The 13,835-nt window shown below is 62.8% G+C and carries 14 protein-coding genes; 10 read left to right on the top strand and 4 right to left on the bottom strand.

Features of this window, described 5'->3' with window-relative positions:
* Positions 1-43: 43 nt before the first annotated feature.
* Complete coding sequence (locus ACODSR_RS05305; RefSeq protein WP_489074392.1) at positions 44-1,213, bottom strand: efflux RND transporter periplasmic adaptor subunit; 1,170 nt, start codon at positions 1,211-1,213, stop codon at positions 44-46.
* Positions 1,214-1,467: 254 nt separating this feature from the next.
* On the opposite strand from ACODSR_RS05305, the gene ACODSR_RS05300 reads away from it, so the two are divergent.
* Entirely contained in the window at positions 1,468-1,716 is a 249-nt protein-coding gene (locus ACODSR_RS05300) for a GlsB/YeaQ/YmgE family stress response membrane protein (protein WP_489074390.1), read from the top strand.
* A 116-nt stretch (positions 1,717-1,832) separates the two neighbouring features.
* Here the strand turns inward: ACODSR_RS05300 and ACODSR_RS05295 are convergent, their stop codons facing one another.
* From ACODSR_RS05295 to ACODSR_RS05285, 3 genes are all read right to left on the bottom strand, one after another.
* Positions 1,833-2,093 (bottom strand): GlsB/YeaQ/YmgE family stress response membrane protein, encoded by a 261-nt coding sequence (locus ACODSR_RS05295; RefSeq protein WP_489074388.1) that lies wholly within the window; start codon positions 2,091-2,093, stop codon positions 1,833-1,835.
* A gap of 339 nt (positions 2,094-2,432) precedes the next feature.
* On the bottom strand, positions 2,433-2,732 hold the full coding sequence (gene sciP / locus ACODSR_RS05290) for a CtrA inhibitor SciP (protein WP_489074386.1): 300 nt from the start codon (positions 2,730-2,732) through the stop codon (positions 2,433-2,435).
* A gap of 105 nt (positions 2,733-2,837) precedes the next feature.
* The gene (locus tag ACODSR_RS05285; RefSeq protein WP_489074384.1) at positions 2,838-3,134 is read right to left on the bottom strand and encodes a hypothetical protein; all 297 of its coding nucleotides are present in this window, start codon (positions 3,132-3,134) and stop codon (positions 2,838-2,840) included.
* Between the two features lie 107 nt (positions 3,135-3,241).
* On the opposite strand from ACODSR_RS05285, the gene mnmA reads away from it, so the two are divergent.
* From mnmA to ACODSR_RS05240, 9 genes are all read left to right on the top strand, one after another.
* Entirely contained in the window at positions 3,242-4,345 is a 1,104-nt protein-coding gene (mnmA, locus tag ACODSR_RS05280; protein ID WP_489074382.1) for a tRNA 2-thiouridine(34) synthase MnmA, read from the top strand.
* A gap of 247 nt (positions 4,346-4,592) precedes the next feature.
* On the top strand, positions 4,593-5,255 hold the full coding sequence (gene hisG, locus ACODSR_RS05275; protein ID WP_489074380.1) for an ATP phosphoribosyltransferase: 663 nt from the start codon (positions 4,593-4,595) through the stop codon (positions 5,253-5,255).
* Between the two features lie 142 nt (positions 5,256-5,397).
* Positions 5,398-6,687, top strand: a complete 1,290-nt coding sequence (gene hisD / locus ACODSR_RS05270; RefSeq protein ID WP_489074378.1) for a histidinol dehydrogenase — start codon at positions 5,398-5,400, stop codon at positions 6,685-6,687.
* Between the two features lie 20 nt (positions 6,688-6,707).
* A complete protein-coding gene (gene nusB, locus ACODSR_RS05265; protein ID WP_489074376.1) occupies positions 6,708-7,157 on the top strand; it encodes a transcription antitermination factor NusB in 450 nt (149 codons plus the stop codon).
* Positions 7,158-7,271: 114 nt separating this feature from the next.
* Complete coding sequence (gene thiL, locus ACODSR_RS05260) at positions 7,272-8,186, top strand: thiamine-phosphate kinase (protein WP_489074374.1); 915 nt, start codon at positions 7,272-7,274, stop codon at positions 8,184-8,186.
* A gap of 218 nt (positions 8,187-8,404) precedes the next feature.
* Positions 8,405-10,531: a sodium-translocating pyrophosphatase gene (locus ACODSR_RS05255; protein ID WP_489074372.1), complete on the top strand. Its 2,127-nt coding sequence runs from the start codon at positions 8,405-8,407 to the stop codon at positions 10,529-10,531.
* Positions 10,532-10,668: 137 nt separating this feature from the next.
* Positions 10,669-11,967, top strand: a complete 1,299-nt coding sequence (dcm, locus tag ACODSR_RS05250; protein ID WP_489074370.1) for a DNA (cytosine-5-)-methyltransferase — start codon at positions 10,669-10,671, stop codon at positions 11,965-11,967.
* On the top strand, positions 11,957-12,427 hold the full coding sequence (locus ACODSR_RS05245) for a very short patch repair endonuclease (RefSeq protein ID WP_489074368.1): 471 nt from the start codon (positions 11,957-11,959) through the stop codon (positions 12,425-12,427). The genes dcm and ACODSR_RS05245 overlap by 11 nt, the downstream gene beginning before the upstream one ends.
* On the top strand, positions 12,414-13,658 hold the full coding sequence (locus tag ACODSR_RS05240) for a type II restriction endonuclease (RefSeq protein ID WP_489074366.1): 1,245 nt from the start codon (positions 12,414-12,416) through the stop codon (positions 13,656-13,658). Before ACODSR_RS05245 ends, ACODSR_RS05240 begins: the two co-directional genes overlap by 14 nt.
* The last annotated feature ends 177 nt before the right edge of the window (positions 13,659-13,835 follow it).

Below are 13,835 nucleotides of genomic sequence, written 5' to 3'. Positions count from 1 at the left end.
TCCCGTCGCACATGCGCCCTGATACAGAGCGCAGCACATCCTTTTACGAAGCCTTGAGCGGCTCCGGCTTCACCTTCTGCCCCGGTGCCAGGAAGGCACCGGCCGACGTCACGATCTTTTCATTGCCGGTAATGCCGCTGGTCACGGCGACCCCGGCATCCGACACCTGACCCACGGTCACGGCGCGCCGTTCGACTTCATTCTTGCCATTGACGACATAGACATAATTGCCCTTGGGATCGCTCTGCACCGCCGATTCCGGCAGCAATGGCGCGCTGCCCGACCCGCTGGTGATGGTGACGGCGGCAAAACCGCCCGGCCGGATCGCCGCCTGATAGGGCAGCGCGATGCGGGCTATGCCCTGCCGCGTCTGCGGATCGATCACGGGCGACACCTGCCATACCCGTCCGGCAAACTTATCCTTGCCACCCACTGGAGTCACAATGGCGCTATTGCCCGGACGCAGCACCGCCAGGTCACTCTCGGCCACCTGCGCCAGCAATTCCATCTCGCCATCCTTGGCCATGCGGAACAGCACGCCGCTGCCAGATCCCACAATCTGCCCCGGCTCGACCGCGCGGGTCAGCACCAGGCCATTGGCTGGCGCGCGAATGTCCAGCCGTCCGGTGCGGGCGCGCTGTTCGGCCAGCTGGGCGACGGCGACATTGACGCGCGCATTGGCCGCATCACGGGTCGCGGTGCGCTGGTCAATGTCCGCCGCGCTGATGAAACCGCGCCCGACCAGCGCCTTCGCGCGATCCAGCTGCGCCTGCGCCAGCTTCGCGTCGGCGCGAGCAACCTCGACCTGCGCGGCGAGCGAATTGACCTGCTGCACCTGCACCGACCGTTCGATCACCGCCAGCACCTGCCCGGCGCGGACCCAGTCGCCTGGCTGCACCAGCACCCGACTGACCATGCCGCCTTCACCCACGACGCCGACCGGCATGTCGATCCGCGCACCAAGCGATCCGGTGGCGGTCACCGTCCGCGCAACGGTCGACTGGCCCGGACTGCTGACCGTGACGACCGGCACCTGCGCTGTAACGGCAGGCGCTGCCGCACCGCCGCCCCGCATCGAAATCCACACCGCACTGCCGACCAGCACCACGACGATCACCGCCGCGACCAGCCACAGCCGCCGCTTGCGCGCGCGCGCATCCTCGTCGTCGATGACGACCGCTGAGTCGGCCATGACCTGGGTTTCGTAATTCATGCGATTCTGTCTCTCCGGCGCTTCGCCATCCAGCGACTGTGTTATATGAATATAGCACCGCCCTCAACCCCCAATATCATGGGTCAAAGGGCCAGGGCAAAGCGATATTGCGCAACTGTATAAGCCATCGCTGTGGAAATGGCACGGTGCTTCGTTTGGCGCAAACAGGGCTGGAAGCGGGATTTGGTTGCCAAAAGCGCCGGACTATGGCGCTATATGTGCTGGGTGCGGAGATCGGGAGAGAGGAGCGCGCCATGGATTTGCTGGGTTGGATATTGATCGGCCTGCTGGCCGGAGCAATCGCAAAGCTGATCATGCCGGGGCGCGATCCCGGCGGCTGTATCGTTACCATGTTGCTGGGCATCGCCGGGGCGCTGTTGGCGGGCTTTGTCGGTCGACTCGCCGGCTTTTATGCACCGGGCCAGAGCGCAGGCTTCATCGCCGCGATCCTGGGATCGGTCGCCGTGCTGGCCCTCTACCGCTGGTTCGCCGCGCGAAGATAGTTTTTGAAAATGCGCGGAAGAGCGCATTTTGGAGCGGGCCGGTGCGGAACCCAACAAAAAAGACCGCGCCCGGTGAGGAGCGCGGCCTTTTGGGCGGTCAGTCGTGACGGGTGCGGTTAGCGCACCGAACCGCGACGGACCAGATTGACGATCGCCAGCAGGATGACCGCGCCGACCAGCGACACCAGGAAGTTGGTCAGGGACAGCGGGCTGCCATTGTTGATCGACCCGCCATTGAAGATCATGCCGCCGATGAACGCACCGACGATGCCGACGACGATATTGAGCAGGATGCCCTGCTGCGCGTCAGTCCGCATGATCATGCTGGCGAGCCAGCCAATGATGCCACCGACGATAAGCCACATAATGATGCCCATGTTACTCTCCTTGACCACGCCCCCAGCGGGTTGGGTGCTGCGGGATTAACGGTGCAAGGGGCAGCCTGTTCCATGGGTGAAAAATGATTCCGGGCGGGAAACCATCCCCGTCCCGCGTCGTTACAGGCGGTTTTTTGTCGGTGCTTGGAATTTCCGCACCGGCCCTCACCCCCACCCGACCTCCCATTCAGGATATACTCTGTGGGCGGTGGGGTGGGGGTGGGGCCGGTGCGGATGCGCCAAAGGCGCATTCCCAGACAGACTTTTACGCAAAAGGGGCCGCCGGATACTCTCCGGCAGCCCCTTTACCGCTGCATCAATGATGCGCGCGCGGACAGATTAATATTTCTGCTGCCGTTCGTAGAGGGATTTATAATATTGGATGCGCGTCACGCGCAGGCCGTGCATCCCCGACCGGTCGACCGCCCGCTGCCAGCCGGCAAATTCTTCCAGCGTCAGATTATAGCGCGCGCACGCCTCATCCACGGTCAGCAAACCGCCATTGACGGCCGACACGACTTCGGCCTTGCGCCGCACGACCCAGCGGGTCGTGTCCGGTGGCGGGAGGCTGTCCAGCGTCAGCGGTTCTCCGAGCGGCCCGACGACCTGGGCTGGCCGTATTTTCTGGCTTTCGATCATTACTACCCTCAAAAGCGGCGCTGGCGTTGTCAAATCCAGCAGCGAACCCCTTATCCACATCAGCCCTGAAGAACGGCTAAAGCGCCAAGGTAAACGCCACCTTCATCATCCTTTCCCCACAGCTAAACGGTTCGCGATCAGCGGATTAAAGCTTCCTGCGAGCCGAACGGCTTCGATCATGCCGCCGGAACGTGGCGCGAAGATTCCCGCCAGTTCCTGGATCCAGTCCTCCGTTCCGTCCTGCCCCCGCAGGACGCCCGCAACCGCCTGCGCGGTCGGGCTGGCCGCCTGCTGTGCTGCACAGGCAGCCCGCAGGAACGGCCAGACCGGCACGCGCGTGCGGCCTAGGGGTCTGGCATTGGCGGGGTTCAGCCCGCCTGTCCGAAGAAAACTCAAATCCATGAAGCTGCTTCTACGCGGCAATGGATAAGGGTCGGTAAATGGGCGCTCGCTTTGTCGCAAAGCTGAAACACTGGCACCCGACGCCCATCATCCCTATAGACACAGCCATGCAGCCTGAGTTCCAATTGCCCCAGCCGCTCGACGCGCGGCGCATTGTCGTTGCCATGTCCGGCGGGGTCGATTCCTCCGTCGTCGCCGCGCTTGCCGCCAAAACCGGCGCGGAAGTGATCGGCGTCACGCTCCAGCTCTACGATCATGGCGCAGCGGTGGGCCGCACCGGCAGTTGCTGCGCGGGGCAGGACATACGTGATGCGCGCGCCGTCGCCGACCGCATCGGCATCGCCCATTATGTGTTCGACTATGAAAGCCGCTTCCGCGACTCGGTGATCGCCGACTTTGCCGACGAATATATGGCCGGACGCACCCCCATCCCCTGCGTCAAATGCAATATGGGGGTAAAATTCACCGACCTGTTTCAGATCGCGCGCGATCTGGGCGCCGACTGCCTTGCCACCGGCCATTATGTCCGCCGGGTCGAAGGGCCGCAGGGCGCGGAACTGCACCGCGCCGCTGATCCCGCGCGCGACCAGAGCTATTTCCTGTTCGCCACCACCCAGGCGCAGCTCGACTATCTGCGCTTTCCGCTCGGCGGGCTGCCCAAGCCGATGGTGCGCGAAATCGCCGCCGAACTGGGACTGGCCGTGGCGTTGAAGCCCGACAGCCAGGACATATGCTTCGTCCCCGACGGCGACTATGCAAAAATCGTGCGCAAGCTGCGCCCCGACGCGGATGAAGGCGGCGACATCGTCCATGTCGATGGTCGGGTGCTGGGTCGGCACAAGGGCATGATCCATTTCACCGTGGGCCAGCGCAAGGGGCTGGAGATTGGCGGCCAGCCTGATCCGCTCTACGTCGTGCGGCTGGACGCAGCGGCCAAGCGCGTGATCGTGGGGCCGAAGGCCGCGCTGGCGGTATCGGGCGCGACACTCACCGACATCAACTGGCTGGGCCGCGACTTTGCCGGGCCGCTGACCGCCAAGGTGCGGTCGATGGCAAAGCCCGTGCCTGCGCGGCTGGTGGATGGACAATTGCTGTTCGACGCCCCCGAATATGGCGTCGCGCCGGGACAGGCGGCGGTGCTATATGATGGCGACCATGTGCTGGGCGGCGGCTGGATCGAAGCCACGCAGAGTGCGATGGTGGACGCATAATCCTCTCCCTCAAGGGAGAGGGATGCGTAGACTTGGCAGCTTGCTGCCTTAGTCGTAGCTGGGTGAGGGTGTACCGCCCTAACGATAGGGTGTACCGCCCTAACGATAGCGCACCGCCACCCTCATCCAACTCCGCCTAACCTCACTCCGTTCGGTAAGGCTGCTTATCCTTCTCCCTCAAGGGAGAAGGAGTATATCCCCCCAAATCCTTGCCCTGCCCCCCGCGCCCGGCTAAGGCCCGCGCGTCATGACTCGCACCCTCACCTTCGCCATTCCCAAGGGCCGCATCCTCGATGAAGCGCTGCCTTTGCTCGCCAAAGCCGGTATCGAGCCGGAGGCGGAGTTTCACGACAAGAAAAGCCGCGCGCTGCGCTTCGCCACCAACTGTCCAAACGTGTCGATCATCCGCGTGCGCGCGTTCGATGTCGCCACCTTCGTCGCCCATGGCGCAGCGCAGATCGGCATCGTCGGCTCCGACGTGGTGGAGGAATTCGACTATTCCGAACTTTACGCGCCCGTAGACCTCGACATCGGCCATTGCCGCCTGTCGGTCGCACAGCCGGTGGATGCAGGCGACGAGGATCAGGCCGCACTGAGCCATGTCCGCGTCGCCACCAAATATCCCCACTTGACGCGCAAATATTATGAAGCGCGCGGGCTTCAGGCGGAATGCGTCAAGCTGAACGGTGCGATGGAACTGGCCCCCTCGCTCGGCCTGTCACGCCGCATCGTCGACCTTGTCTCGTCAGGCGCGACGCTCAAGGCCAATGGCCTGGTCGAGACCGACATCATCATGCAGATTTCCGCCCGCCTGATCGTCAACCGCGCCGCCTTCAAGATGCGCTCGGCGGAGTTGGCACCGATGGTGGAGGCGTTCCGCAAGGCCGTGGGGGTGCGGGATGCGGCGTGACGCCTATTCAATCCTCCCCTTGCAGGGGAGGTGGCAGCACGAAGTGCTGACGGAGGGGTGTCGCCCTCTCGATAGCGCGACACCCCTCCACCACCGCTACGCGGCGGTCCCCCTCCCCTTGCAGGGGAGGATTTGAGCTGCCATGACCCAGCGTCTCACCACCACATCCCCCGATTTCGCCGCCGCCTTCACCACGCTGGTCGATGCACGCCGCGAAGCCGATGAAGATGTCTCGCGCGATGTCACCGCGATCCTGAAAGCCGTGCGCGCGGGCGGCGACGCGGCGCTGGCCGATTATACGCAGCGGTTCGACCAGCATGACCTCAACGTCACCGGATGGGCGGTCACACCGGCGGAAACCCGCGCCGCGCTCGACACGCTCTCGACCCCGCTGCGCGACGCCCTCGAACTCGCCGCCGCGCGGATCACTGCCTATCACGAAAAGCAGCGTCCCATGGACAGCGACGGCGTGGATAGCGCGGGCGTGCGTCTGGGCGCGCGCTGGAGCGCTATCGATGCCGCCGGTCTTTATGTGCCGGGCGGTCGCGCCGCCTATCCCAGCTCGCTACTGATGAACGTCATCCCCGCCAAGGTCGCAGGCGTGCAACGCATCGCCATGGTCACGCCGACGCCGGGTGGCGAGATCAACCCGCTGGTGCTGGCCGCCGCGCAGATCGCGGGGATCGAGGAAATCTGGCGCGTCGGCGGGGCGCAGGCCGTCGCCGCGCTCGCCTATGGCACCGACCGGATCGCGCCGGTGGACGTCATCACCGGGCCCGGCAACGCCTGGGTCGCCGAAGCCAAACGCCAGCTTTATGGCGTAGTCGGCATCGACATGGTCGCTGGCCCGTCCGAAATCGTCGTCGTCGCCGACGGCAAGAATGACCCCGACTGGATCGCCGCCGACCTTTTGAGCCAATCCGAACATGACCCGACCAGCCAGTCGATCCTGTTCACGAACGACGCGGCCTTTGCCGACGCGGTCGAACGCGCGGTGGAAGGGCGGCTTGGCCAACTCGCCACGGAAAAGGTCGCCCGCGCCAGCTGGACCGCCAATGGCGCGATCATCGTCGTGCGCGATTTTGAGGAGGCGATGCCGCTGGTCAACCGCCTCGCCGCCGAACATCTCGAACTGGCGGTGGACGATCCCGACGCGCTGTTCGCCAGGGTGCGCCATGCAGGGTCGGTATTCCTGGGTCGCATGACCCCCGAAGCGGTCGGCGATTATGTCGCCGGTCCCAACCACGTCCTGCCGACCGGTCGCCGCGCGCGCTTTTCGTCGGGCCTCTCCGTGCTGGACTTCATGAAGCGCACCAGTTTCCTCAGCCTCGACGATGCCGCGATCCGCGCGATCGGCCCGGCGGCGGTGGCGCTGGCGGAAGCCGAAGGCCTGCCCGCACACGCCGCGTCAGTGGCGTTGCGCCTCGGCTGACACCGGAGTAGGGGAACGCCATGAACGCACGCTCCAAATCCCGCTCCGCCGCGCGCCTTGCCGCGGTCCAGGCGCTGTATCAGCTCGAAATGGAGGGAACCCCCGTCCATGTCCTGCTGCACGAATTTCATGCCCATCGCCTGGGCGCCACCATCGAGGACGTGACCTACGCCCCGGCGGAGGAGCCGTTTTTCGATGATGTCGTGTCCGGCGTGGACAAGCGCCGCGACGAAATTGACGCGCTGATCGTCGCCCGCCTGTCGAGCGGCTGGAGCCTCGACCGGCTCGACAAGCCGATGCGCCAGATTTTGCGCGCAGGCACTTACGAACTGATCGCCCGTGCCGACATCGCGACTGCAACGATCATCAGCGAATATGTCGACGTCGCCCACGCCTTTTACGACAAGCGCGAATCCGGCTTCGTCAACGGGTTGCTGGATGCGGTGGCGAAGGACGCGCGGGGGTCGTAAAACGCCCGTTCGCCCTGAGCGAAGTCGAAGGGCACGCCTGAGCGGAGCGAAGGCATCTCGCTACGCTCGATGTAGGGCTTCGACTTCGCTCAGCCCGAACGGTAGGGTATAGCCATGTCCGCCGAATCCCGCTTCCTCACCCTGCTGCGCCTGCTGGCCAACCATCCCGCCGCGCAGGGGTTGATGGATGATGTTGCAATCCTCCCCGTGGGCGACACCCGCCTGATCCTCACCAGCGACACGATGGTGGAGGGGGTCCATTATCTCCCCACCGATCCGCCCGTCGACATTGGCTGGAAACTCGCCGCCGTGAACCTGTCCGACCTCGCGGCCAAGGGTGCGCGCCCCGTCGGTTGCCTGCTCAACTATGCGCTGTCGGGGGACGAGGATTGGGACGCCGCCTTTCTCGACGGGCTGGGGGAGGCGCTCGACCGGCACGGCCTGCCATTGCTGGGCGGCGATACGGTCAAGATGCCCGACGCCGCACCGCGCAGCTACAGCCTGACCGCCATCGGCGAGGCAAGCGGCCCCATCCCCACGCGATCGGGCGCGCAGCCGGGCGACACGCTCTATATCACCGGCCCGGTGGGCGACGCGGGCATCGGCCTCTCCCTCGCCCGTGCCGATCCCACCGCGTCCGGCCCGCTGGTCGATGCCTATCGCCGCCCGCGCCCGCGCCTGTCCGAAGGCGCGCTGATCGCCCCGCTCGCCACCGCGATGATGGACCTGTCAGACGGCCTGCTGATCGACGCGCAGCGGATGGCACAGACCAGCGGCGTCGCCATCACCATCGACCATATCCCGCTTTCCCCCGCGCTCGAAAGCGTGCGCGGTGCCAGCACCGCCGTCCAAATCGCGGCTGCTCAAGCGGGCGATGATTATGAACTGCTCTTCACCCTGCCGCGCGGCACCACGCCCCCGGTCCGCGCGATCCGCATCGGCCATGTCGGCACCGGCGCGGGCCTCACCCTGATGATCGACGGCGCAACCGTGCCATTACCGGCCATACTTGGCTGGGAACACGGATAGTCCCCCAACCCGCTTGACGCGCGCTGTCGGGCCTGTAGCTTCATCTCACCTTATTCTCAGCCCGGTTGGACCGCTTATGTGCGTGTGCCTGATGCTGATTGACGCGGTGCCAGATGCCGGACCCCACCCGTCCGGCCGCCCGCCGATGCGCCCTTCGTCCGCCCGTCATTCCCTGCGGAGCGGCCGATGAAAGTCATAATTGGGGGAGAGGAACATCTATGCCAATCGTCACCATCGCCATAGGGTGCGGCCTGCTGGCCGTACTCTACGGTCTGTTCACCAGCCGCCAGGTGCTCAATGCCCCTGCGGGCAACGCCACCATGCAATCCATCGCGGACGCCATTCAGGAAGGGGCCAAGGCCTATTTGGGCCGCCAATATACCACCATCGCCATCGTCGGTGCGGTTGTCGCGCTGCTGGTATTCTATTTTCTGGGGCTGACTTCGGCGGTCGGCTTCCTGATCGGCGCGATCCTGTCGGGCGCTGCCGGGTTCATCGGCATGAACATCTCGGTGCGCGCCAATGTCCGCACGGCAGAGGCTTGTCGCGGCACGCTGCAAAGCGGGCTGACGGTCGCCTTCCGGGCGGGGGCGATTACGGGGATGCTCGTGGCGGGCCTCGCCTTGCTCGCGATCAGCCTGTTCTTCTGGTATCTGACCGGCCCCGCCGGCCATGCGCCTGACGACCGGCTCGTCATCGACAGCCTCGTCGCGCTGGCGTTCGGCGCGTCGCTCATCTCCATCTTCGCGCGTCTTGGCGGCGGCATCTTTACCAAGGCAGCCGACGTCGGCGCCGATCTGGTGGGCAAGGTCGAGGCGGGCATACCGGAGGATGACCCACGCAACCCCGCCGTCATCGCGGACAATGTCGGCGACAATGTCGGCGACTGCGCTGGCATGGCCGCCGATCTGTTCGAAACCTATGTCGTCACCGTCGGCGCGACCATGGTGCTGATCGCGCTGCTGGTCGCGGGCGTCGATAACGCCTTCAAGATGAACCTGATGTCGCTCCCCCTGATCGTGGGCGGCGTGTGCATCATCACCTCCATCATCGGCACCTATTTCGTCCGGCTGGGGTCCAGCCAGTCGATCATGGGCGCGCTCTACAAGGGCTTCTGGGTCACAGCGATCCTCTCCATCCCCGCCATCTATTATGTCACCTGGCGCACGCTGGGCGATATGCACGCCGTGTTCGGCGCGGATCTGGACGGGGTCGGCGGCTATACCGGCATGGACCTGTTCTGGTCGATGATGGTCGGGCTGGCCGTCACGGGCCTACTGGTCGTGATCACCGAATATTATACCGGCACCAATTACCGCCCGGTCCGCTCCATCGCCAAGGCATCCGAAACCGGCCATGGCACCAACGTCATTCAGGGGCTGGCCGTCAGCCTGGAATCGACCGCGCTGCCCACGCTGGTGATCGTCGCGGGCATCATCGTCGCGCACCAGCTGGCGGGCCTCATCGGCATCGCCTTTGCCGCCACCGCCATGCTGGCGCTTGCCGGGATGGTCGTGGCGCTCGACGCTTATGGCCCGGTTACGGACAATGCGGGCGGCATCGCCGAAATGGCGCATCTGGATGACAGCGTCCGGGTCAAGACCGACGCATTGGACGCAGTCGGCAACACGACCAAGGCGGTGACCAAGGGCTATGCCATCGGCTCTGCGGGCCTTGCCGCGCTGGTGCTGTTTGGTGCCTATACGGAGGATCTGAAATTCTACAATGCGGCGCTGGGCCTCACCGCCCCGGTCGATTTCAGCCTCTCCAACCCCTATGTCATCGTCGGCCTACTGCTCGGCGCACTGCTCCCCTATCTGTTCGGGGCGATGGGCATGACCGCCGTGGGCCGTGCCGCCGGTGACGTGGTGAAGGATGTCCGTGCGCAGTTCGCGGAAAATAAGGGCATCATGGACGGCACCAGCAAGCCCGACTATGCCCGCACGGTCGATCTGGTGACGAAGGCGGCGATCAAGGAAATGATCATCCCCTCGCTGCTGCCCGTCCTGGCGCCGATCATCGTCTATTTCGTCATCGCGCAGGTGGCAGGCGTTTCGCAGGGCTTCGCCGCCCTGGGCGCGCTGCTGCTGGGCGTCATCGTCTCCGGCCTGTTCGTGGCTATCTCCATGACCAGTGGCGGCGGCGCATGGGACAATGCGAAGAAATATATCGAGGACGGCAACCATGGCGGCAAGGGCAGCGAAGCCCATAAAGCCGCCGTTACCGGCGACACGGTGGGTGATCCCTACAAGGACACTGCCGGGCCGGCAGTCAACCCGATGATCAAGATCACCAACATCGTCGCGCTGCTGCTGCTGGCCGCGCTGGCCCATGGGGGGGTGTAGGCGTTGCGGGACTTTGGCGCGGGGCAAGGCAAACCTTGCCCCGCGCTTAGGTAATTGCGGAATTGGATCGCTTGACGTGCAAATGCAGACCAAATATTCTCTTTTTGTTCTTGATAAATGGGAATCTTGATGCCACTGTGACACAAATTGTCCCAGAGGTGTTCATGCAGCCCGTAACAGAATTTTCCCGCCTTCGAACGAGCGTGGGCATAAGCATTGATGACTTTGCAGACACGGCAGGATTTTCACGCAGCACTGTCTATCGCTGGGAGCGTGGGCTGACCAAGCCGAGACGTGCCGCGATGCTTTTGCTTGATACGATGGCGAAGGACCATAGCGGTCCTGACGCTGTCGCAATGGGAAATGAAACTTTCCGCTTTATCGACCTGTTTGCGGGCATTGGCGGATTGCGGCGTGGGTTTGAACCATTGGGAGGGCGGTGTGTATTCACCAGTGAATGGGATAAATATTCCCAGCTTACTTACCGGGCAAATCACAAATGCGACCATGAAATCGCCGGAGACATTACCAAGGTCGCTATCCAGGACATTCCGGAGCATGATCTTTTGCTGGCGGGATTCCCTTGCCAGCCTTTCTCGATTGCCGGTGTATCCAAGAAAAATGCACTGAATCGACCTCATGGATTTCTTGATGAGACGCAGGGTACACTGTTTTTCAATGTTGCCCAGATCATCAAACATCATCAGCCAAAGGCCTTCCTGCTGGAAAACGTCAAAAATCTGATCAATCATGACAAGGGGCGCACGTTTGAGGTCATCCACAAGACGCTGACGGTTGATCTTGATTATCAGGTCCGTTGGAAGGTCATCAATTCGAAGTCATTTGTCCCTCAGCAGCGCGAACGCATTTTCATTGTCGGTTTTCGTGAACCAAATGATTTTACCTTTGCCGACCTTGTACTGCCTGATCCGCTGCATGGTCCAAAGCTTGGGAAGATTCTCCATCCGGAGGACGGCACCGAGGAACTGGACGGTCACTTTACGCGCGGGAATATCGCCTCCGTGTCCGAAAAATACACGCTCACCGATCATCTTTGGCGCTACCTGCAAAACTATGCCGAAAAGCACCGTGCAGCTGGTAACGGCTTTGGCTTTGGGCTGGTCGGCCCCAATGATGTGGCCCGCACCCTGTCAGCACGATATTACAAGGATGGATCGGAAATCCTTGTTGAACAGGAGGGTAAAAACCCGCGCCGCCTGACCCCGCGCGAGTGCGCCCGTTTGATGGGTTTTGACGAACCGAATGGGAAAGAATTTATTATCCCTGTGTCCGACACGCAGGCATATCGTCAATTTGGCAACTCTGTGGTTGTACCGGTTGTCAGGACCGTAGCCGAACATATGCTTCCGTGGCTGGTCGATCGTGCCGAGATCGAGCCGAAACGCCAACAGCGGAAACTTGCGCTTGCCGAGTGACATTGTCGATGCGGTAACACGCAGTCGCATGATGGCAGGCATAAAGGGTAAGAATACCAAGCCTGAAATGGTCGTGCGGCGCGGCTTGCACGCCCTTGGCTACAGATTTCGCCTGCATGATCGAACTCTTCCCGGCCAGCCCGATCTTGTACTGCCCCGATGGCGTGCAGTGATATTTGTGCATGGGTGCTTCTGGCATGGTCACAATTGTCACCTGTTCCGCTGGCCAGCAAGCAGGCAGGATTTTTGGCGACAAAAGATCGGTCGGAATCAGGAGCGTGACACGGAAGTTGAGGCCGCTCTTCAACATTCCGGCTGGCGCTTGCTGAAAATCTGGGAATGCTCAATCAAGGGCAAAAGTCGGATCGGTTCCGAAGCCATGATGTCCATTGCGGCAGCCTGGTTAGGATCGAATCAGGAAAAGGGTGAAATAAGGGGGACAGATCGTGCCGGTGGGTGATCTTGTTGAGTGGATGGATGAATATGGGGGGCAGGGCTTCGTCTGGTATGTGAAGCGCCTGTCCGGCAATGATACGCTGGCCAACGAGAGCCACCAGGCCGGCCCCTATGTCCCCCGCGATTTCCTGTTTCAGGTATTTCCCGCCCTCAATCGGCCGGGGGAAAAGAACCCGGATGTCAGGTTTGACCTCTATGTAGATTCCCACCCTGACTACCGGGAAATCAGGGCTGTCTGGTATAACAACAAGCTGCATGGCAACCCGAAGGGCGGACGAAATGAAACGCGCCTGACGGGTTTCGGGGGTAGCGCATCGGCGCTACTCGATCCGGAAAGCACTGGCGCACTGACTGTTTTCGCGTTTCGCCATGTCGCCGCGACGGAGGCTGCTGACTGCCATGTCTGGGTATGCCGCCATGAAACCGAGGAAGACCTGGTTGAGGATCGAGTCGGGCCGGTCGAGCCGGGGAAATGGCTGATATGGCCTCCGGCGCAGGGCGGCTTGCTGGATTTGCTTCAACTGGTTCCCGCAACCCGAACGAGCTGCTGGCTGGATGATACCGAGATACCCGCTGCATGGCGTCTGAAATTTCCAACAGGCGTTGAGATTATCAGGAAGGCCGTGGAATTGAGGCCAGACTCCAGCCTTGATCCCGATCGCCGCCTGATAAGGCGCAGGGACTGTGAATTTGAGATTTTTCGCAGCGTGGAGCAGGCCATGGAATTGCCGCACATCCAGGCCGGTTTCACGACCGTGGACGATTTCATTGCGCGGGCGCAGACCGTCCTCCAGCGTCGCAAGGCCAGGTCCGGTCGTTCGCTGGAACTGCACACCCGCGAAATCTTCATTGAGGAGCGGCTGGTGGAAGGTACACAGTTCGCACACCAGCCGGTGTCCGAGAATGACAAGCGCCCAGACTTCCTGTTCCCGTCGATCGCAGCCTACCGGGATGCATCCTTTCCGGCAGACCGGCTCCGGATGCTGGCCGTCAAGACGACCTGTAAGGACCGCTGGCGCCAGATACTGAACGAAGCCGACCGCATTCCGACCAAACATCTGCTCACCTTGCAGGAAGGCGTTTCAGAAACCCAGTTTGGTGAGATGGTAGACGCCGGTGTGCAACTGGTCGTCCCTGCCGGTCTGACCGAGAAATTTCCAAAATCGGTGCAACCCCACCTCCAGTCACTGGAGAGCTTTATTGGTGATGTTCGGCTGCTCGGCGTCTCCAGCTGAACGGAAAATTCCGCACCGATGGCCGTCCACCCAAACCCTGTCCTACATCCCCCCATCCTGCTACAGTCCCGCCCATCCCGCTCTTTCCCATCGTCCGTCCCGCCCCCGCCGCTGCACCGGGGGCCGCGCAAAGTTTCGCCTGAAATTTGCATATATCGATATGGGCGAAGTTTGCGA

It is taken from the genome of Sphingobium sp. FG125 (genome assembly GCF_057809795.1).
Note: the sequence above shows the minus strand (reverse complement) of the source record. Positions and strands in the feature narration are given on the sequence as shown.